The following is a 20,833-nucleotide window of genomic DNA, read 5'->3' as shown; positions in this document are numbered from 1 at the left end:
TATTTTGCTGCTAGAGAAATTTCTTTGTGTTTGGCTTCAGGGAGTGCGATTGCTTTCCGTTACTGAAAATATGGAATAGAATCATCCGACTGATACTAGAAAAAAGCACGTATTTTAAGAGCGTGCTTTTTATTGTCAGGCGGTCGCTGCCAAGATGAACGACGAGAAAGCATTAACTTTAGTAATTTTGTAAGCAACATGACACAGCATAACCCGTCAGATAACAGCCATGTCACAGAGTATTTAGATTATTACTGTAATTTACCTGATCCGCCTGGATTTGCCGTTTTACTTAAAGGAGAGTGGGGATCTGGTGAGACATGGTTCATCAAAAGGTACTGCGAAAGCTTAAGGCAGAAAAAGCGGAAATGCTTGTATGTCAGCCTTAATGGAGTGACTTCATTTTCTGAAATAGAAGAAGCTTTCTTGCAACAACAAATTCCTTTTCTAGCATCCAAGCCAGTGGCGATAGGAAGAAATCTTATTACACAAGTTTTAAAGAATAGTTTAAAACTAGATGTAAATAATGATGCAACATTAAATCTTACAACTCCAAGTATAAAGCTTACTGAGCTTTTTACAAATCTTGAACAAAGTATTTTGATATTTGATGATTTAGAGCGATGTAGCATAAATCTCGTCAACATACTGGGATATATCAACAGTTTTGTAGAACACAAGGAATTAAAAGTAATTATTGTTGCCGACGAGGAAAGGCTAAATAAAGACGATTTCAAAGTGTTCAAAGAAAAACTAATTGGTCAACCTATAGCAATTTCCCTAGAATTTGACAAGGCACTCGAAAACTTTCTACAAGGGGTAAAAAATCAAGATGCAAGCAAGCTATTGTCTGACAATACTGAATTAATCCAAGACTTATACCAGCAAGCACAATGCAAAAATCTAAGAACTTTAAAGCAAGTTGTTTTAAATTTTGAAAGGATTTTTCATGTACTACCAGAAAAAGCGAAGAAGAAGCCGGAACTCCTTCAAGAAATTTTAAGGTTCCTTGTGCCTTTTTCAATTGAAATTAGAAGTGGGAAAATGCTGCCTAAAGATATCGGCAGTTTGCTACAAGAATCTGCAAATATAAGGATGGAGATTAGACCTGGGTTCACTAATTCAGATACAGGGCAGAATGATAGCGAAGGAAAAACACTTCAGGAAGTAATTAGGAAATATCCTGGGTTAAGGTTGTACGATCCATTTCCTAGCACAAGATGGTGGCATACTTTCTTTGATAAAGGCATCTTAGATTTACAAGAACTCAATCAATCACTTGCTAGCAGTATATATTTTCAAGATGAAAATACACCCAAATGGATGAAATTATGGCATTTTCATCATCTTAGTGATGACAAATTTATTATTTTGCTCAATGAAGTTGAAACACAATACTTAAACAGAGACACGGAATTTTTTGATCTCGGAATCCTAAAGCATGTAACAGGGCTTCTACTCTATTTTTCTGACATCGGGTTATATTCAAAAACTAAAGAAGAAATTTTGATTAATTCAAAGCTCTTTATTGATTGGCTGAAAAATAATAATCAATCAAAACTGGCATCTTATTCAGTTTCTACGTATGAAAGTATGTTTGGGGGATACATGGGGCTTGCGTTTCAAGGCGAAAAAGTTCAAGAATTTCAAGATTTTTGTACATACCTTGAAAAAGCTCAAGAGTTAGCAAGGGTTGAGATTTTCCCTAATCTTGGGAGAGAGCTACTTGCTATCATGCAAAGCGATAAATGGAAATTCCACGACATAATCTCCTTAAATAACTCTCATGATTGGGGCGTGCCAGGGCTGAGATATGCTGAAATACCTATATTGAAAGACATAGAAACAAGTGAATTTATAGAAAGCTTCCTGCAACTCAAATTTGACCATCAGATGACTATTGGTTATGCAATAAAAGAACGATATAAGTTCGATGGCAACAATGAAAAATTACTTGAGGAATTGGATTGGCTTAAATCTGTTCGGGATTTATTACTGGATGAGGTTGCTCGGAGAAAGGGCAAGCCGAGTGGACACTCTATACAAGTACTAATCGAGCTTGATCTGAATGAAGCGATTCAAAAGCTTGAAGCGACAGCGCATCGATTACAGCAATCGCAAAACAACACAGCGATAGACAACTAATTGTCAAAAGCAGGTGGTTTGTGAGGGGCGATTGGCGATCGCTTTACTTAGGATTGAGAACAGGAGGGAGATCGCTTTATTTGTTGCTACGCACTGGTGGGCGATCGCCTGCTTTCAGAACTGTTTTATTCTTCCTCCCCAAGCTCACCAAGAGCGTCATCAAATTTGTTGATGATGTCGAGTAATTTTGATACGACTCGCGCAAAGATTTTTTTACGATCTAATAATTTGGGTTTTTCGTTACAAGCACTCAGCACAGTTTCTCTTAATGGCTCTTTCCCTGAAAATTTATAGTCAGCAATCATTTGATTAACAACTTCGACCTTGAGGTTTTCCTCTATACAGAGTTGCTGAATTGCTTCAACACGTTCTTGAGTCCAAAAGTCTTGAAAGACGGTTTCTACTTTTTCTTCGGGTTCAAGGGTAGGTAGCCGCTCTTCAATAAATTTCTCCAGCAGATCCCGTTTACTTCGTAATTGCGCTTCTTTGCCAATAATTTCCAGGATAGAGGCTTTTTGGCTCTGGTACTCTTCTGAGGTGACATCTGTTTGCCGATCGCGCTGGAGGTTAGCCACCAGCTTGAGAATATAGGCGACATTGATTTCGTCTCGCTGGATCAGTTCCAGTTCAAAATCGACTTCCTCAACCAAAGATTCTTTCTCTTCATCTGGTTTGGATCGCGTTTTATCGTAGATGTCCAGATATTTGCTTTTATAATCTTCAAAGGTTTGTTCATCCAGATTCAAGTCAGAAAAACTAAATTCAGTAAATGATTTACTTACATTCTGTAAACGGATAAGATTACGAAAGGCTTTAACAAACTTAACTTGGTCGTCTTCACTAATAAGCTTATTGACATCGTTAGGGATAGTGACAATCACTCTCAGTTCTTGCACACCTTTATTAAATTCCTCAATGTAGTATTCGTAGGGTTCAATGAAAATTTGTTCATTAGCATTGGGATCGGAAAAGAGTGCAATGGCTTGATCGGTATTCTCCTTAAGATTGCGAAAGCAAACAATATTTCCCTGAGATTTAAGTTCGCCCAAGATGCGATTAGTACGGGAGTATGCTTGAATTAACCCGTGGTACTTCAGATTTTTGTCAACGTAAAGTGTATTGAGCTTTTTGACATCAAAGCCCGTGAGAAACATATTGACGACTAACAGAATATCGGCGCGTTCCTGATCCTGAAAGTTTTCTCGATCGCGGTCTTTCATCCGCTTGGCGATGTCTTTATAGTAGGCATAGAAAGCCTGACTATCTTTGGCGGAATGTTGGGTTTGGTACATCTGGTTATAGTCCGCGATAAATTGATTCAATTTGTCGCGACTATGGCTACGGTTGCTCGGATCTGTGCTGATATTGAAATCAGGTTCTCCAATTAAGCCGTTTGCGTCTTGGTCTTCTTCGTTATAGCCAGGAGTAAAAATTGTGATCACTCGTAGGTCATGTAATCCCTGTTTTTGTTTGTTTTTGAACGTGTCGTAATAGGTAATTAGGGTGTCTACGCTGCTGGCGCAGAGCATCGCCGAGAACTTTCTACCGTGGGTTTTACGGTTATGGTTAGCAATAATCCAATCGACAATCAGAGAAATTCGGTCGGGGTTTTCAAAGAATTCGCGGTCTGATTTTGGCTCTGGAATGAGTGTTCCATCTTTGCGTTTGAGTTTGCCCCAATACTCGACGGAAAATTTCAGAACGTTTTCATCAGCGATCGCATTAGTGATCACATATTTATGCAGACATTCCTGGAATAGGTCTTTGGTAGTGCGTTTACCTTGTTCGTTGCTAGCAGCGTTAGCGGCAAAAATGGGAGTCCCGGTAAAGCCAAACATTTGGGCTTTGGTGAAGAATTTGACGATATTTTTATGGGTTTCGCCAAATTGGGAGCGATGGCATTCGTCAAAGATAAACACAATGCGCTTATCTTTCAAGCTCTCCATTGCGGTTTCATGGCGTTGGGATTTGATCGCTCGGTTGAGTTTCTGGATAGTGGTGACAATGAGGGGGTTATCCCCTGCAATTTGTTCTACAAGTTGTTTGGTGTTGTCGGTGGTGTCTACGCAATTAGGACTGAAATAATTAAATTCCTTGCTGGTTTGGTAGTCAAGGTCAGCGCGATCGACCACGAACAGCACTTTATGCACTTTGGGGAGTTGGGTGAGGATTTGGGCAGCTTTGAAGCTGGTGAGGGTTTTACCCGATCCGGTCGTGTGCCAGATATAGCCGTTTTTATCAGTATCCTTGACTCGCTCAATAATGGCTTCTACTGCGTAGTATTGATAGGGGCGCAGCACCATCAGCACTTTGTCAGATTCGTGCAGGACAATGTATTTACAGATCATTTTGGAAACGTGGCATTTTTCCAAAAAGCTGTCGGCAAAGTCCTCCAGTTGGGTTATAAGGTTATTGTCTTGGTCTGCCCAGTAGAACGTTTGTTTAAATTCTTGTTTACGGTTGTTGGCATAGTAGCGGGTATTAACTCCGTTGGAGATAACGAAAATTTGGACATATTGAAACAGTCCATTGTCTGCGCTGTAGGAATGGCGTTGGTAGCGGTTGATTTGGTTAAAGGCTTCCTTAAGTTCCAGTCCTCGGCGTTTCAGTTCAATTTGGACGAGGGGCAAACCATTAATCAGCAGGGTTACATCGTAGCGGTTTTTGTATTTGCCTTGCTGGGTAATCTGGTTCGTGACTTGATATTGGTTTTGACACCAATGTTCGGTGTTGAGGAATTCTAGGTAAAAGGTAGTGCCATCGTCGCGCCTAAGTTCCATTCTGTCGCGTAGGCGTTTGGCACGGTCAAAGACGTTACCTTTATCAAGATGGTTGAGGATGCTTTTAAACTCTGTGTCGCTGAGTTTGATATGGTTATGTTTTTCGAGTTGAGTTTTGAGGTTGGCTTTGAAGTCTTCAGCGTTGCGAAGGGTGACAGGTTCGTAACCTAGTCCCGTTAGACGTTTGATGAGTTTTTGTTCTAGTTCGGCTTCGGTTTGGGGCATAGGGGAATGGGGAATACAATAAAGGTATTATTTATTGCCTACTACCTATAAAATACTACCTATTCCCGAATGGTGTCTGTTGGGGTTTCTGCGGAGAGGGTTAAACCGCGATAGACTTGTTCAATAGGAAAATTGAGGTTAATGCTTTTGAGTTCGATTGTGTCGCCTGCTTTGTAGTTGATAATCAACCAGTCCCCTGCGTCGTTTTTGTGATACAGGTCGATTTCGATGCTGGTGGAACTGACTAGTAGGTAATCTATTAAGGTTGGGTTTTGGCGGTACATTCGGAACTTGCCGCCTCTGTCGTAGGCTTCGGTGCTGGCGGAGAGGACTTCGACGATTAAGCAGGGGTAGGTAATATATTGGGTTGTGGTTTTGTCGCGATCGTCGCAGGTAACGCTGGCATCTGGGTAGGTATAGTTATTATTGCCAAAGATATTGACTTTGACATCAGAATTTCCAGTGATGCAACCTGTCTTTTCTAAGTGGCTGTCGAACATGGCGGTGAAGCGGATGGCGATACGACCGTGATTGACGCTACCGCCGCTCATGGCGTAAACTTCGCCGTTGATATACTCGTGCTTTTCCAGTTGAGTTGCTTCCCAGGCAAAGTATTCTTCTGGGGTTAAGTTTGTGGGTTTGTCTTTGGCTGCGATCATTGTGGGGAAACTCCTGGATTGGATGACTCGCAAACTTTCATATAGAAAAATCTCTGCTGCACTTTATTTTACACAAATAGATTTATCCGTAATGCCCTACTCTTCGTCTAACAATGCTTGTTCTTTTGGTTGCAGATTCTTTAATAGCTGTTTCATTAATAAATCTTGTGATAGAAATTTTATATATTGAATCTTCTTCAAGATCAGAGCTTGAAATCCAAGGAATTTTTCCACCAATCCAATAATTTTTTTGAGATGTGCTAGGGGTTCCTCCTCCGAGAAAAGTACCTAATTCTCCTAACTTTTTCTTTTGCCAGTCGGGGAAGGGTGAGCCGATCGCAGACTTAAATCGAATTTTTTGGGAGAAGATTTTTTGTATTACGCCGCGTTTGTAGGTTTGCAAGAGTTCCTGCTTGCGGCGTAGTTGCGTTAGACGGCGATCAACAGCCCCCAAAAAACTAGCAATCTTTTTTTGTTCGGCGATCGAGGGATAAAATAATAAGATTTGAGATAATGAATCTTGATTTATATTCGTATTAGCGCTAGAAGTGGCAAAAGATAAGATTTCTTTTCTAAATGATGATTCAGCGAAACAGTATTTTTTATACAGATGATAAAGAGTATTAGATTTTTCTCGGAATCTAATGATAAACCCACTGTAAACAGTATCTTCAAAATGGTCATTTACTAGGCATGATTGACCAACGCCTTCCCTTTTTACTGAGGATCTGACGAATAAGACATCACCTTTTTGAATTTTGTATTGCTCTAATTGTTTTTCTGGAATTTCTACTCGTTCAAGATATGTCTTTTGGATCTCACTTTTGCCAAAAATATCCATTAAATTGACAAATTCTACGCCAGATCCAAATGCTTGTTTATCCGCGTTAAAACCATTTTTTAAGTCGCCAATTTGATCAAGATAATTAGATTCCCAATTATCCTTAAACTCAGGAAATCTCAACTGAGGAACTTTTTTATTTAACTTCTTACTCATAACGGCGCATCAATCCCCAACTCATCACAAAACCCCTTAATCGCCTCATCGATCGCCACCATATCGCGATCACACTGCCTCAACTCCGCCGCTACAGCCGCCAGATCAATCTCCTCCTCCTCCTCAAACGTATCCACATAACGCGGAATATTTAAATTAAAATCATTCTCGGCAATCTCCGCTAATGGGGCGCGATAGCTATACTTGTCCTCCTCTATCCTTTGGCGATAAGTGGAAACAATTTTTTCAACATCCTCATCTCGCAAATAGTTCTGATTCTTCGCCTTCTCAAAATAGGCACTGGCATCAATAAACAAAACATCTTCAGGAGATTCCCGGCACTTTTTCAACACCAAAATACAAGTCGGGATACTCGTTCCATAAAAAATATTCGCAGGCAACCCAATCACCGCATCCAACCAATTCCGCTCCTTGATTAGATACTGGCGAATATGCCCTTCCGCACCTCCTCGAAACAAAACCCCGTGGGGCAACACCACCGCCATAATGCCATTCTCATCGAGGTGATGCAGCATGTGCTGCACAAATGCAAAATCAGCCTTAGAAGCCGGGGCTAACTTCCCATACTGACTAAAGCGATCGTCCGACTCAAACAGCTTATTCGCACTCCACTGCGCCGAAAACGGCGGATTCGCCACCACCGCCTCAAACCGCATTCCCTCATGCTGGGGGTTCTCTAACGTATCCTCTTGCCTGAGATCAAAATTCCGATAATGCACCCCATGCAAAATCATGTTCATCCGTGCTAGGTTGTAAGTCGTGCGGTTCATCTCTTGTCCGTAAAAATCCCCGACTGATTCTACCTCCCGCGCCACCCGCAGCAACAAAGAACCCGATCCACAGGTGGGGTCATACACCGACTTCAGCCGACTCTTCCCTGTTGTCACAAGCTTTGCCAACACCTTAGACACCTGCTGCGGCGTGTAAAACTCCCCTGCCTTCTTCCCCGCACCACTGGCAAACTGCCCAATTAAATACTCATAGGCATCCCCCAGCACATCGCTCTCGGTTTCCTCTAGCCGAAAATTAATCTTATTTAGATGCACTAAAATCTTGGCAATTAAAGCATTTTTCGCCTTCGGAGTCCGCCCCAACTTCGTCGAATTCAGATCCAGATCCTCAAATAAGTGATCAAAATCCTCTTCGCTTTCTTCCCCCATAGTTGATCGCTCGATGCTGTTCAGCACTTGGGTTAGGTCATCCAAAATAAAGTTAGATGATTCAAAATCCTCATCTGCTAGATTTTCCTCATGGGCTTTTTTCGCTCCTAACGCCCGTTCCGCTAACGAGCTAAACAACTCTGACGGCTTGAGAAAATATCCCAGGGTGGCGATCGAATCCTCTTGAATCGCCTTTAAATATTCCTGCCCTTCCTCCGAAGTTTCATCAATCTCCAGAAAATCAATGCCATCCTCCGCTAACAATTTATTGGCATAAAGATGCTGCCGCTCAGAGAGGTACTTATAGAAAATAAACCCTAAGCAATAATCCCGAAACTCATCAGCATTCATCTTGCCCCGAAGCGAGTCGGCAATATTCCAAAGCTGGGTTTCTAGCTTTTTCTTGTGTCCGTTTTGTCCGTTCAGTCCGTTCGTCATTTATCTCTCGTACTGGGCGATCGCTAGCACTGCCAAGAAGTGGTGTCTGAGCAACGTATAGAGTAACACACAAGATGATTTGTTTGTACAGTGTGTAAGTCCTAATATTGTGCTAGATGAGCATAGCAAGTTTATAGTCATTGACCCGCGCGAGAAAACGCAGCTAAAGATGCTAATGGCTTACCAGGAATCAAAATCTCAATATTGCGATCGCATTTTTATTCATAGCAAGGCAAAATCCGCAAGTTTGGACTTCTGTTGATAATAATGAAAAATAAATGCCTTTTGGTGCTTCAGCGTTAGTTTTTCTAAAGGAGTCCCACTTTCGCTCTAAATCGTTATAGTTTGTAAACTGTAGTAGCTCAAAAATTTATATTTTGTTTACTGCTGTAGCTATTATATGTCTAACAAGGGTGAGAAAGAAAGCAGAATTTATATTTATATTGAGGACGTTGTATCTGTTGCCTGGAACAAAGATAGAGGAACAGTTTTAAAAAGGTTACGTGGAAAAAAGTCACGCCAGAAACTGGCTGATGAAATTGCTGCCAAAGGCGGCGAGTGTTCGCACCAAAATTTGAAAAAATTAGAGTATGGTGAGTCTGAAAGTGTTTCTCTAAAAGTATTAGAGGCTATTTGTACTGCATTAGGAATATCGGTAAACAATTTTTTAAGCACAGTCGAAGTGACAAATTAAAGTTTTAAACACACTTATTGATTTTAGCTACTAAAGTAACTAATATATTGATGTACTCAAAAAGGCGATCGCCCTCCGCCAAGAGAAATGCGATCGCCTTTTGTTCAACCCCGTTAATGAGGTCACTCATGATGATTGTACAAGATGACTTTAGTAACTCAGCCTTGGCTGAATCAGAGTTTGAGGAATATATTGACCATTTGGCCGATCCAGTAGCACCAGAAATTGAAATTGACTCAGTAGCAGATGACTTGGGTGAACTGTATCGAGTCTGGAATGGTTCTCAACTACTTGGCACTTTCTACCAAAATCTAGAGGGGAAATGGGTAGCACAACCCTGTAATAGGGATGATAGGCCATGTTGTGATAGCCCTTTAGCAGCGCAAATAATTATCATCGCTGTTAATGGCTTACTGGTAGCCGACGCAGCATAACACACAAAGCACTTTATCCCATCACTTGGAGACGTGATTTAGTTCACGTCTCTTTCTTATGTAGAGGAATAATTGGGTTAAACAATTTAAGTTTTACTACAGCAAAAATTTATGCGATCGCACTTTTGATATTTGGTAATCAAGCTGACTCTAACTCTTCTATGCTCATTGTCGAATTTCACCTTCTGCTTTACAAAGCTAATTTTCGTTCTCGTAGTAAGAGTTAGACTACGCCCCGGTTCTGCATCTTTAACCGTACCATCAAAGGTTAGCGGAAGTTGCTGAAGGAATAACCTAACCTTATCAAGCTACGAATCGCTTCTGCGATCGTAGTCAGTAATTTGACCTCGATATTTGGGCAACGCCTAACGGCATAAAGCCAAGAATCACGTGGTGTTTTGGAAGACTTCCCGGGTATATCGCCATTGAGCAACGCCTAACGGCATAAAGCCACGAATCACCGATTTTAGCCCAACTTTAATGTGTGAAATGTGTGATTGAGCAACGCCTAACGGCATAAAGCCACGAATCACGATAGAATCTGCGGTTAATTTTGCTACTCCATAAAGTTGAGCAACGCCTAACGGCATAAAGCCACGAATCACAGCAAAGTTGAAAACCCTTAACTGAGGAAGGTTCATTTACAATCTTACAAGTACTTTCCAGATCGAGAAACCAAAAACATACAATTTACCAAAGTTTCTGTCACTTTCAGCCCCTCAAACCCAGTGCAGATAAACTTTCCCAAAAATGGCAAGTACCTTTTTTATTATCTCAATTACCATATCCCTTATCGTGTAAACCTTCCCACCATTCTTTTACCCTAAATTCCCTTTCCCATAAGAGATACTTGTCAAATTGGAGATTGAATCATCGTCCACGCCAAATCAGGAGGTGTTGAGCTTGGCATTTTCTCAATCCGATACCTCAAAAATCGGGTATTTCTTGACCCCACATGGTCAACCCAATAGGGTAAGGTTAACCTGCCTCGATTGTCTCTAATCGCCCACTGTCTCACCCCCTCTAGATAATCTTCCGAGACAAGTTTGATCGTTTTAATCAACTGGTCACTTTCTCCCAAAAATAAACAACCAAACCGTCTTACTAGCTCAGGATGGTCAAACGCTAACTGTATCCTCTCCCTTAAACTTGGTTGTATCTTCTCCTCGTCAGAACGAACCCAAATTAAACACTTCAGATTAGACAAAATTTCTTGATAACAGGGAATAACATTCTCTGGATGGCTAAAATTAGCATTCTTAAACCGTCTCATTTGACGCAAAATTCGCGATTTTTTGGGGCTAGATAACATCGCGATCGCCAATTCTACCCCACAGTGGCGATAGACATTCGTTTCCCCTACCAAAGACAATAACATCCCATACACTGTCGCTGGAGGAGGGACAGGATAGGTTTTTCCCATTTCCCTTGCATGTGACTCCCGAAAAGTCGCAAATGGAACATCCAAATAGAGAATTAATGGTGCAATCATTTTGATTCTTCTAAGCCCAAATCTCTTTTAATGACTGTTTTCAAAGCTTCAATCAGTTCATTTCGATTACGATAAATATGCGCCTTCTTAAAAAGAGAATTATCAAAATTATCTAATTGCTGTAATTCCTTAACAATTGTTCCCCCAATCCACAATTTACTATGGTCAATCTGTCCGCATTCCACTTCATCTATAAACTCTTTTGTAAGTTTTGCTTCCTTACTTTTTGGATCGCAATATTCAAAGCAATAGGAAATATATGAAGCAAAATGATTTGTCCAGTGAAATACTAAACTATCGGGACAGAAAGGATAATTAAAAATATTACTACTTCCTCCCACCTAGGGCAAATTCATAATCCCATCTATCAGAGGTAAAATCCGCGAAACATCTTTGAGATGAGTGACATTAATTCCAAAATAATATTGATATCGAGTTGCATGATATTCTGTAAAATGAAGCGATGTGCTATCCTTCTCTCTGCCACTTTTTGCCCCTAACTTGACTGCACCATCATAAGGCGTTAGCGAAACAGCCATATTCATCCCTAAAGCACCCATTCGCTGATTAGGAGTGCTGACTGTTGTTCGTTTGTTTTTTCTCTTTGTTGTTGAAGCCTCCTCTTCTGTTTCAGCAGACTCTAATAAAGCAAACCCAAAAATATCATCATCATAAAATTCTTCTGGATCGAAATATTCACTTGTTAATCGATTAATATGTTCGTCTTCATCCCAAACTCGATTAACTAAATAACCTTGCTTTTGAAGATAAAAACGTAACGCCCAACGAATTGCACTTGAACCTACAAAAGAATGAATCTTACCATTCCAATAGCCTTTTTGCAGGATAGTCTTATTTCCTCGTCTAATGTCATGATTTAAGGACGCTAACCCATAACGAGTGAGGACTGTTCCGTAAAGATAATAATTGGGAATATTATTGTCATTCTTCTTCTGACTCATCATTCACATCTTCTAGTTTTTGATTGTTTAGTAATGAACTATCATCCCTATTAGTGGGCTTATCTTTGGGTTTATAACTGGCGATCGCTAACAATGACCAAATTCTTAGTTCTTGCCAAGGTGTTTTTTTAATTAGTAGTGCAATCTCTTCTTGATGCTCATTAAAATACTTATTTAATCCCCCTCTTACTAAAAAGTCGGACAAATATTCCTGAAATGACAATTCATCATAACAATAGTTTAGCTCTGCCCTTAATCGTTCAACTTTCTTCTTAATTGGAGGATCTTTCCCTGACTCTGCTTTGGCATAAATTTTAGCAAAGTTGCCCTTCATAGCTTGCTGAAATACCTTCATAAAAATAAGATACCACTTGTCTTCTTCACTATTCTCTGCCATTATGATGAATCCTTCTCGGTTGGAAAATAACTGGTTAAATAAATATCCTTTTGAATCTTCTATCACCAATTTTTCCCAAAAATTAGACCACCAATGAATTCCTTTCACTAAATTATCAGCAATCAGTGAGCGAATCAGATTGACCTTAATAAAAATTTGCTTATATTTAATTATCTGATAATTAGTTTTAAAGTATTTTTGCACCTGTTGATAAGTGATTAAAATATTCTTATCAATTTTAATTTCTTCTATACTCATCAATGTCCGTTGACGAGAAGCTTTATTTGTTTTTTCATATAACCAAACTTGACAAGCTTGATAGTAGCCTACTTCAGGCTGAATATCGTCTGAGCTGTAATAAAGTAATCCTGCTTCTCCAAGGCTACTAACATGAAACTGTTTAGTTTCTAATTGCTGTAATCCCCATCTCCTTTGAGAAGCGTCTTCAAAATCCTTGATTTCTGGAATCACCACCAAGTAGCTATGGGGTTTCCTTTCTTTTAAGTCTTCTGATGGAATATGAAGTAAGCAATAATGACAAACTACTGGTACAAATAATAATGCTAAAGCGTATTCAGGTTTCTCTTCTAGTTTTGTAGTATTCTGCGTCCGAGCATGGCGAACAATTCCCCCTAAATACAACCAACTGGTTATTTGAATGTAATCATGTCTGAGTTGTTGGGTATCTGCCTCGCATAACTTCTCTGCAAAGGTTTGATGTGCGTACCAAGTTAGGGATTTATATTGATACTCGACTTGTTTTTCTTCAAACGTTAGTTCAGTGTTAATTATCTCTCCTGCTTGATAAAACTTATTAAGTCGCAGGAAAACAGCGCATATTCCCTCATGAATATGGATTTTCTGCCTTAAATCTATTCGATCATTGTCTAATCCTACTAAATGAATTAAACCTGTATCATCTAATTGAAAAGACTCATTAATTAACCAAGATAAGGCGATGAAATCACTTCCTTCCCAGAATAATTCAATAGTATCAGCAGTCAAAAACCATGATATATGTACTCCCCGTTGACGAGATAAAGGATATTGTTTTTCCAATCGCTTTAAAGTCATGTAAAGTCCGGTCATTCCGACGCGGTGCATTATTGTCGTATCCGCAGCATGGAGAGATAGGGAAATTTTGGGTTGGGTAGAGACTATCATCAGGTTTCCTCTTCTGACTTGCTGCGAGTCGCTGGGACAAATATTCCACACATCATCTTTCGTTTCCCGCCAATTCCCTGTTCTTGCAAGGTTAAGGAATCTTCAAGATTGAGTTTACTGATTTTTACGCCAAATCCTCTAACTTTAAACTGTTTCCCTTCTTTATTGATGGTTAATTGTCTTCGTTGAGGTGTTCCATCTTGTCGGGTAAGAAGTTCAATTTTTCCTTGTATTCCTAAATTATCCATTTGCCGTTGCACAGCTTCAATAAAGTTAGTAGAGTCTTGGAACCCTTTAATTATCACTAATCTGGAATAGACACTTTCTGAAGAAATTAACGGTTTGTAGTCGGGAATATCTAATTGATAAAAATTTTGACCTATATGAAAGGCTTGACCCGCTAAATAAGGATAAATTAAAGGAATTTGTTGATGATAAATCCGAATTTTTAGACGAGATTGAGCAGTGAGTTCAAGTAAATTGTTTCTGGTCGGTATTCCAGCAATCGGATGAATCCCAACAGACTTTAGTTCGTGTAGTGGGGGACAAATACGGGATAAGGCAGCGTAGGTAAGATAACCGTTGTCAAGAGGAATCGGTGCGCCTCTAAGTTTAAAGGTTAAGTCTAGGTAATCTTCGCTGTTTATACTTGTGGCTATCACGGATAAGAATTTTTATAAAATTTGATACTAATGTTTAAAAGAATTACCAATAATTTAACTACAATAGTACATTGTAAATTAAGCCGAAAGCTCAAGTCATCAAAGTATAATTTTTATTAAAAAATTTAGGTTATTTAACAAAGAAATCATCGTCATGGACATTGATATAATCCAAATTCAACCCTACTTTGAGGATGAGCTATGGAGTCCAGAGAAATTTCCAGTGCTTGAGCGAAGTCGTTTACATCATTTGGAACCGATTGGTATAGGGACTCCTATGGTTGAGAGTTTAACCAGTTATGTGACACGGTTAGCTCATTCTCATGGAGTTTTTGTCAATACATTACTATCAAGAATAGTTAATCCTCTCTTACAGCAAACCTTTATCAAAAACTCTAATGGTAGAGGATTAAAACCGTTTTTTAACCGTTCTCATGCCTTAAATGGATATGGGATAATGGCTACTGATTTTGTTGAGGTTATTAATCAATTAACATTGCATAATCAGCTAGATTTTTTAACATTGATACCTTTTTCAAACATTTTAGTTATAAAAGGCTTATTACGTCCTCATAAAGCTTGGTGCCCAATATGTTACCAACACAGGAAACAAAATAAACAAATTATTTATGATCCATTACTATGGTCACTCAATGATGTCAGGGTTTGTTTAATACATCAACATACTCTTGTGCAAAATTGTCCTCATTGTCATAGTCAATTACTTTGGTTAAACTGGAAATCCACGTTAGGCTATTGTTCACAATGTTTTCAGTGGTTAGGAGGATATTCTAAAACTTCAGTAGTTACTCAGGAGAGATGGATAGTAGAAAATCTGGGAGAATTTCTTACCAATGCAAATCAGTTATCTTCTGTACTTACTCAAGAGCTTATACCAAAATCCTTCACCCATGTAGTGCATAAAGTTAGTGAAGATAATATAGCTGCTTTTGCTGCAATGCACAAAATCCCTAAAAATACTTTCTGGGGTTGGTATTCAGGTAAAACTTGTCCCTCTTTATCTGCTTTACTGCAAATTTGTTATAATCTTCAAGTTTCTTTATCTCAGTTCTTGACACAAGATTTCAATCTATCAACTACCCATTGTCAAAATCTCAAGCTTGACACGAAATATTCTAAGAACATACGTTCATCTCCCAAAACACTGGACTTGGATCATATTGAAAATACCCTGACCAACATTTTATTTCAAGCAAGAGATCCATTACCAACAATTGCAGAGATAGCCAAACAATTAAAAATTAATAGACGAGTTATTTCAAGACATTTTCCTTTATTATCCCACCAAATTGTCGTTAAACGTCGCAATTATATGGGTATGTGTCATTTAGCTGCTATTGAGCAGTGTTGTCAAGAAATTAGAGAAGCAATTGTCTCACTCCATCAATCGGGAGAATATCCAACCGAGTCCCGCGTGTGTGAACTGATTAGTAACCCCGGCTATTTTCGTTATAAGAAGGTTCGACTATTCTATAAGAAAACAGTTCAATCTATTTTAAGTAGCTTGTGAACTTTCAGTACCAATGGAGATGGTTGATAATTCACATTGATTTTTTTTCAAAATTTTTCAGGCATGATTTTGCCGTTACAGTTTTCAAGCATAGCTTTGCCGTTGCGGCAAATTCAAACTTTAAATTACAGACAAATAATTAGTCACTGTACAACAACAAATGGACGTAACTGGATTCGAACCAGTGACCTCTACGATGTCAACGTAGCGCTCTAACCAACTGAGCTATACGTCCTTAACCACACAATTATTAATAGTAGCATATACTTATTTGATAAAGCAAGATAAAAGACCAAATCAGGCGAACTCTATCACTCCCTAAGTAATCAAGCGCAGATGATCTGAAGTATTTGTTTGATTTGTAAAAAAGGTTGCACCACTTGCTACAAATCAAACAAATAAGTCAAATCCTCTTTCCTTTTGCCTCCAGCAAGACTGCCTGATTTCCTGCAAGCGTCTTTAAGTTTCTCGAATCCAAAATGCCAATCCGCCCCCACGACCGCGAGCTGCAATGAAATCTTCTGTCACTAAAAAGAAGCCAAAGAAGGGTAGTTTAGCTATAGGTTGGTTGTAGAAATCTTCTGTTTGAACTTTACCAGCACGGATTGCTCTGTTGTAAATAACACGACCAAATAAACTGATAATCATCTGCTTAAAGTCAAACGCCAATAAATTTTTCTTACCGAAATATTGCACTGGACCCGTGAGCTTCAGTGAAACTGGGTTAAATTCAACCTGATTAGTAATTTCGCCTCTGTCTGAATTCTGTTCCAAAGTGGTATTAAAGGAAACATGGATTGCCATAAACTTAGGTACATAGAAACCGTTGCCTAATACAATTCCCCCGCTACCTCTGTTTTTCTTAGTGCCAGTGACAAAGCAAAGTTGCCATTTACCGAGAAGAAACTCAAACGGATAAGTCAACCGTTGCTGCTTGGCAGTTTTTTCTGCTTGTAGCAACGCCTTTACTAATATTTCAGCACTAGGGCGTATGCGTTGTGGTTGTCGATACGTAACCGCAGCTTGGGATAGCACAGTCACAAAGTCAAATGTTGCTGTAGATGTTAAATTAGCCGTCATGAAGCCACTCTGGATTTAACTATTTCTTTGCTTTTCTGATAGATTGTAACGTTCATCTGCAATAAGGCACATCTTTTGCTTGCTTCCGGTTTCGTATATCATCTGGGGATTCATTGTAGGGTGCTATTCTCGCTACCAAGTTCAGGAAACTAAGTTTACTGCTTCCATCCCTAAGTTGGCAATTTTGTTGACAGCGCTCGCAGCAGGCGCTTGGTTGATCGGAAATGCTCTGGATGAATGAAAAATTCAGGTTTATGTCAGGTATCTACTTCTCAATCAGCAAGATTAACTTTTCCACTTGTCATATATTTGGTAGAGTACTTAAGTACTCTTAACTCTGCACTCCTTCGGCTATATCAACGATAGTGTTCAATAAAGTACGGTAGTTTGATTGAGTTACTGTACTTGAGACTAGTTAGCAAACTATCATAGACAACTCTCTAAAGCTTGCTCTAGAGACAATGGGGAATAGGGAATGGGAAATGTCAATTATTAAAGTCACATCTGCAACTGCAAATAAGTACCTTTTTGTATAAGCAATGACTCAAAAATTTGAGAATAATAGGTCAAAAAATAGCGATCGTATTATTCGCGTTAGACCAATTCTGTATAAAGATGTGTAGAAATAACCCCACCACCTGCGGCACTTCCCGCGAGTTCGGGAAGGTTGAGAGGGGTGGAAATGATGTGCAGCTTCACAGAGAATTGCCTTTACTCAGTAAATCAAAGATCAAAATAATTTATTACAATGGATAATTTTGGGATTTACACACTTGCTAATGACGTGGTATTTGACCAACTAGTAGCTTTGCTAAATAGCATTGAGGTAAATGTTAGTCCAGATATTCCGATTTGTATTATTCCCTATGATGACCGCTTAAAACGAGTTAAGCAGGAGATACATTCTCGACCAAATGTCACCCTGTTTGACGATAAAAGCTCGATCAAAAAATGGGAGGATTTTGCCGTTCAAGTTTGGAACGCTTATCCAAGAAATAGCCGAAAAAATAAACCTTCTATCGAATGGAATAAAAAAAATAATTTAATCCGAAAAATGTGTGCTTTTGATGGTGAGTTTGAAAGATTTGTATTTTATGATGCTGATAGTTTGGCAATGAATAAGCTGGATAAGGTTTTAGAAAAACTAGACCAATACGACTTTGTGTTTGATGACTGGGAACACACAAAACAAACTTCAGTTGCAGCTTTCGACTTGCCGAAGTTAGAACAAAAAATGTCTTTGCCTGAATCTGAAATCAGACGAGAAATACACTGTTCTAGTTTTTTTGGTTCAAAAAAGGGTATTTTAGGCGTTGAAGAATTAAAAATACTCAAAAAGCGATTGATAGAAGATAAGGAAGTCGAATTGATTAACGAAATCGCTTGGTGGTGTGACGCAGATTTATTTAGTTACATGACTTTTAGAATTGCTCGACCACTATTTAACTTTACACTCAGTCCCAATGGTGAAGATAGAACTGGCAACTGTGCTAATGCAAATCCATTTGTCAACATTGATAATGTTCTTTACAACCAACAGGGATTAAAACCAATTCATCGCCTTCACTATATGGGCTATTCTGCTATTGGATTTACCCGCTTGTGTAAAGGTGAAGATGTTGATATCCGTTACAAAAATGAATTTTTGCACTATCGCTTTCTGAAGCAACCAGAGCAAAAACCGAAGCGATTAAAGCCACCTACCATAGCGGCTAGAAGCAATCGATTTATCAAAAAACTTTTGAATAAAATTAACCAAACTATTTCCTACACTTAGCTTTTGCCCAGCCTTGCTCATTAAGCGTTTAGTTAGTGAGCAATGTCCACTCTCATCTTGCAAAAATGCCTAAAGTTAGTGTTTCCATTCCCACGTTTAATCGAGTTAATTTACTGCCTTTCGCAATTGACAGTGTACTCAATCAGTCTGAGCAAGACTTTGAGCTAATTATTTGTGATGACGGTTCTAGCGATCGCACACCCGAATTGATGTCACAATACACAGATGATCGGATTAAATATATCCGTCATCAGCAAAATATTGGTAAAAGTAATAATATGCGCTCTGGCTTTGATGCTGCTAGTGGTGAATATTTTATTAAATTTGATGATGACGACCGACTAACACCCGATTTTCTCGCAAGTACAGCAGCTATTCTTGCTGAAGACTCTAGCATTGATTTTGTTGGTACAGACCATTGGATAATTGATATTAACAATGAGCGGGATGAGGCAAAAACTCAAGAAAATTCTCATCGCTGGGGTAGGAAGAATTTACCAGCAGGTGTGGTAAATAATTTGTTGGAAGTTGTATTTATTCAGCAAAGCTTTCAAGTTGGGTCGACATTATTTCGCCGTAAAACATTGCAAGAATTAGGATATATGCAGCCAAATCTGCAAAATTGTGAGGATAATGATTTATTTGTGCGTCTGGCTTTAGCTGGCAAAAAGGGCTATTACTTACCAGAATTATTGATGGAATATCGCTACCATGCAGAGCAGCAAGGTATTAATCGAGCTATTCCTTATTTATTTGATAAAATTCAGTATTTAGAAAGTTATAAGTTTGAGTCTGATAAATTAGAGAAAGTCAGGAAAAATCGTTTAACTGAAACGCAATTATTATTAGGTTTGCGTTTAATTGAAAAGGGTGAAACGCAAAAAGGCAGAGAGCTAGTTTTAGCGGGACAGTCTTTTTCGACTGCTAAAGCTTGGACAGGTTTAGGTTTATCGTTGTTACCAGTTGGCTGGCGAGGTAAGGCGTTTAATGCACTGCGACAGATGCAGGGTTAGAGATTGACATATTATATTGTGCAATTGACTTCTCACGTCATCTAAAAAAGCTGTGTAGGTTGGGTTCAGGAACGAAACCCAACATTAAGCGTTAATTGTAGGGTTTCACTTCGTTCAACCCAACCTACAATTATCTTGGTGGCTCATGGCTCACACAAAGACGCAGAGAAGAGCTATGCAAGTTTTTACACCGCAAATAACTTATTTAAATAGCTACTAACTTTTTGACCACTCATCAATAATCGTCAAAATTGTTTTATCACCCAAGTTTTTAACAGATTTTACTACATCGCGGTAATCTTCAAACTTTTGCTTCGGTTTCTTACTTCGAGCATCAAATATACCCTTTGCAAGTTTTTCAGACCCAGGAATCCTAGAGCGTTGTAACTTTATAGATAACTCGTCTTTATCCAAAGAGTTCAATAAACTAAGTGGATTACTCTGTTCGCTCTTTTGGGGAATAAGATTTTCAAGTTGCTTGAACTGACTATCTATTCTCTGTTTTTCTTGTAAAAATTCTGACTTAAACTCATTAAATTGCTTCTCAAGACGTAATTCTAAATTTGCCAAACGTGGTTCTAACTTTGTTGTTTCAGGGTGTAGTGTTACTATTTTACTAGAAGAATCAATTCCTTTGAGAGATGTAATTTGCTTTAATGCTAAATCCTCGTTTTCAGAAGATATAATTAATGCGCTAACCATATCACCTTCAATAGGATTTTTTTCTCTAGCTCTTACAGCAGAATAGTACTCGAAATGCCCATCAACTACCTCATATTGTTCAAAGCCAGTCTTTTTTAGGACTAATGGTTTTAAAATGCCTCCAGATTCTAGTATCAGGTCAGCAAGAATTTCTAAATCAGCCTCTTGAAAGTTTGAACGAGGAACATTAGAAGTTACACTTTCAACATCTACCATAAAAAATTTAACCATTATTGCATCCCCATTTTACTTAAAACTTCTATAGCTAGAAATTCAAACTCAGCGGCGGCTTGATTTGCAGAAGGTTCATTCAGAGCAAAATCAAGAATAGATTTCGGATCAGGTATTTCCATATTTCCCACTAATATAGTTTTATTAATGCAAGCAGATAAAGCTGTTCTTTCTGAGATAATACTATCCATGAGTGGCATATTATAACGATCAATAGACCTCTTGCAAAAAAGTTTTGTGGTAGATTAGTAGATTAAAAAATTTCCAAC

The 20,833-nt window shown here is 38.8% G+C and carries 19 protein-coding genes, 1 tRNA gene and 1 CRISPR repeat array; of the genes, 6 read left to right on the top strand and 14 right to left on the bottom strand.

The features are described 5' to 3' along the window. Window positions 1-198 precede the first annotated feature (198 nt). On the top strand, window positions 199-2,145 hold the full coding sequence (locus HWQ40_RS27405; protein ID WP_292784385.1) for a P-loop NTPase fold protein: 1,947 nt from the start codon (window positions 199-201) through the stop codon (window positions 2,143-2,145). 125 nt (window positions 2,146-2,270) lie between these two features. Here HWQ40_RS27405 and HWQ40_RS27400 read toward each other — a convergent pair whose 3' ends face one another. From HWQ40_RS27400 to HWQ40_RS27385, 4 genes are all read right to left on the bottom strand, one after another. Continuing rightward, complete coding sequence (locus HWQ40_RS27400) at window positions 2,271-5,150, bottom strand: type I restriction endonuclease subunit R (RefSeq protein ID WP_292784382.1); 2,880 nt, start codon at window positions 5,148-5,150, stop codon at window positions 2,271-2,273. A gap of 59 nt (window positions 5,151-5,209) precedes the next feature. Then, window positions 5,210-5,809, bottom strand: a complete 600-nt coding sequence (locus HWQ40_RS27395) for a Uma2 family endonuclease (protein WP_292784379.1) — start codon at window positions 5,807-5,809, stop codon at window positions 5,210-5,212. 82 nt (window positions 5,810-5,891) lie between these two features. Next, on the bottom strand, window positions 5,892-6,806 hold the full coding sequence (locus tag HWQ40_RS27390) for a restriction endonuclease subunit S (protein WP_292784376.1): 915 nt from the start codon (window positions 6,804-6,806) through the stop codon (window positions 5,892-5,894). Continuing rightward, window positions 6,803-8,425 carry a type I restriction-modification system subunit M gene (locus HWQ40_RS27385; RefSeq protein WP_292784373.1) on the bottom strand — a complete coding sequence of 541 codons (1,623 nt, stop codon included), beginning with the start codon at window positions 8,423-8,425 and terminating at the stop codon, window positions 6,803-6,805. Before HWQ40_RS27385 ends, HWQ40_RS27390 begins: the two co-directional genes overlap by 4 nt. A 400-nt stretch (window positions 8,426-8,825) precedes the next feature. Between HWQ40_RS27385 and HWQ40_RS27380 the strand changes: the two genes are divergently transcribed. Then, window positions 8,826-9,119, top strand: coding sequence for a helix-turn-helix transcriptional regulator (locus HWQ40_RS27380; RefSeq protein ID WP_292784370.1), 294 nt, complete (start codon window positions 8,826-8,828; stop codon window positions 9,117-9,119). Between the two features lie 4 nt (window positions 9,120-9,123). Here HWQ40_RS27380 and HWQ40_RS27375 read toward each other — a convergent pair whose 3' ends face one another. Next, a complete protein-coding gene (locus HWQ40_RS27375; RefSeq protein WP_292784367.1) occupies window positions 9,124-9,249 on the bottom strand; it encodes a hypothetical protein in 126 nt (41 codons plus the stop codon). Here HWQ40_RS27375 and HWQ40_RS27370 point away from each other — a divergent pair. After that, window positions 9,248-9,553 (top strand): hypothetical protein, encoded by a 306-nt coding sequence (locus tag HWQ40_RS27370; protein WP_366934031.1) that lies wholly within the window; start codon window positions 9,248-9,250, stop codon window positions 9,551-9,553. The genes HWQ40_RS27375 and HWQ40_RS27370 overlap by 2 nt on opposite strands. A 354-nt stretch (window positions 9,554-9,907) precedes the next feature. Beyond that, window positions 9,908-10,158: a CRISPR direct-repeat array (repeat unit 36 nt; unit sequence TTGAGCAACGCCTAACGGCATAAAGCCACGAATCAC). Window positions 10,159-10,406: 248 nt separating this feature from the next. Here the strand turns inward: HWQ40_RS27370 and cas5 are convergent. From cas5 to cas6, 5 genes are read right to left on the bottom strand one after another with little or no spacing between them, the layout of a single operon-like run. Then, window positions 10,407-11,045 (bottom strand): type I-MYXAN CRISPR-associated protein Cas5/Cmx5/DevS, encoded by a 639-nt coding sequence (gene cas5 / locus HWQ40_RS27365; RefSeq protein ID WP_292784364.1) that lies wholly within the window; start codon window positions 11,043-11,045, stop codon window positions 10,407-10,409. After that, window positions 11,042-11,386, bottom strand: a complete 345-nt coding sequence (locus tag HWQ40_RS27360; RefSeq protein ID WP_292784362.1) for a hypothetical protein — start codon at window positions 11,384-11,386, stop codon at window positions 11,042-11,044. The genes cas5 and HWQ40_RS27360 overlap by 4 nt, the downstream gene beginning before the upstream one ends. Next, window positions 11,387-12,010 (bottom strand): hypothetical protein, encoded by a 624-nt coding sequence (locus HWQ40_RS27355; protein WP_292784359.1) that lies wholly within the window; start codon window positions 12,008-12,010, stop codon window positions 11,387-11,389. It lies immediately after the preceding gene. After that, the gene (cas8a1, locus tag HWQ40_RS27350) at window positions 11,988-13,568 is read right to left on the bottom strand and encodes a type I-MYXAN CRISPR-associated Cas8a1/Cmx1 (protein ID WP_292784356.1); all 1,581 of its coding nucleotides are present in this window, start codon (window positions 13,566-13,568) and stop codon (window positions 11,988-11,990) included. The genes HWQ40_RS27355 and cas8a1 overlap by 23 nt, the downstream gene beginning before the upstream one ends. Further along, window positions 13,568-14,230, bottom strand: coding sequence for a type I-MYXAN CRISPR-associated protein Cas6/Cmx6 (cas6, locus tag HWQ40_RS27345; RefSeq protein ID WP_292784353.1), 663 nt, complete (start codon window positions 14,228-14,230; stop codon window positions 13,568-13,570). The genes cas8a1 and cas6 overlap by 1 nt, the downstream gene beginning before the upstream one ends. Before the next feature lie 154 nt (window positions 14,231-14,384). Between cas6 and HWQ40_RS27340 the strand changes: the two genes are divergently transcribed. Further along, entirely contained in the window at window positions 14,385-15,761 is a 1,377-nt protein-coding gene (locus HWQ40_RS27340) for a TniQ family protein (protein WP_292784350.1), read from the top strand. Window positions 15,762-15,922: 161 nt separating this feature from the next. Here the strand turns inward: HWQ40_RS27340 and HWQ40_RS27335 are convergent. After that, window positions 15,923-15,996 (bottom strand) — tRNA-Val (locus HWQ40_RS27335). A gap of 224 nt (window positions 15,997-16,220) precedes the next feature. Then, window positions 16,221-16,841, bottom strand: a complete 621-nt coding sequence (locus HWQ40_RS27330; RefSeq protein WP_292784347.1) for a hypothetical protein — start codon at window positions 16,839-16,841, stop codon at window positions 16,221-16,223. A 748-nt stretch (window positions 16,842-17,589) separates the two neighbouring features. On the opposite strand from HWQ40_RS27330, the gene HWQ40_RS27325 reads away from it, so the two are divergent. Together HWQ40_RS27325 and HWQ40_RS27320 are read left to right on the top strand one after the other, a co-directional pair. Then, window positions 17,590-18,618, top strand: a complete 1,029-nt coding sequence (locus tag HWQ40_RS27325) for an Npun_R2821/Npun_R2822 family protein (protein ID WP_292784344.1) — start codon at window positions 17,590-17,592, stop codon at window positions 18,616-18,618. A 65-nt stretch (window positions 18,619-18,683) separates the two neighbouring features. After that, window positions 18,684-19,631 carry a glycosyltransferase gene (locus HWQ40_RS27320; protein WP_292784340.1) on the top strand — a complete coding sequence of 316 codons (948 nt, stop codon included), beginning with the start codon at window positions 18,684-18,686 and terminating at the stop codon, window positions 19,629-19,631. A gap of 216 nt (window positions 19,632-19,847) precedes the next feature. On the opposite strand, the gene HWQ40_RS27315 is transcribed toward HWQ40_RS27320, so the two are convergent. Continuing rightward, window positions 19,848-20,564: a chromosome partitioning protein ParB gene (locus HWQ40_RS27315; protein ID WP_292784337.1), complete on the bottom strand. Its 717-nt coding sequence runs from the start codon at window positions 20,562-20,564 to the stop codon at window positions 19,848-19,850. Next, complete coding sequence (locus HWQ40_RS27310) at window positions 20,564-20,755, bottom strand: hypothetical protein (RefSeq protein ID WP_292784335.1); 192 nt, start codon at window positions 20,753-20,755, stop codon at window positions 20,564-20,566. Before HWQ40_RS27310 ends, HWQ40_RS27315 begins: the two co-directional genes overlap by 1 nt. Window positions 20,756-20,833 lie beyond the last annotated feature (78 nt).

The organism is Nostoc sp. NMS9 (assembly GCF_017114995.1).
Taxonomy (GTDB): domain Bacteria; phylum Cyanobacteriota; class Cyanobacteriia; order Cyanobacteriales; family Nostocaceae; genus Nostoc.
This window is presented reverse-complemented; position numbering and strand designations above follow the sequence as displayed.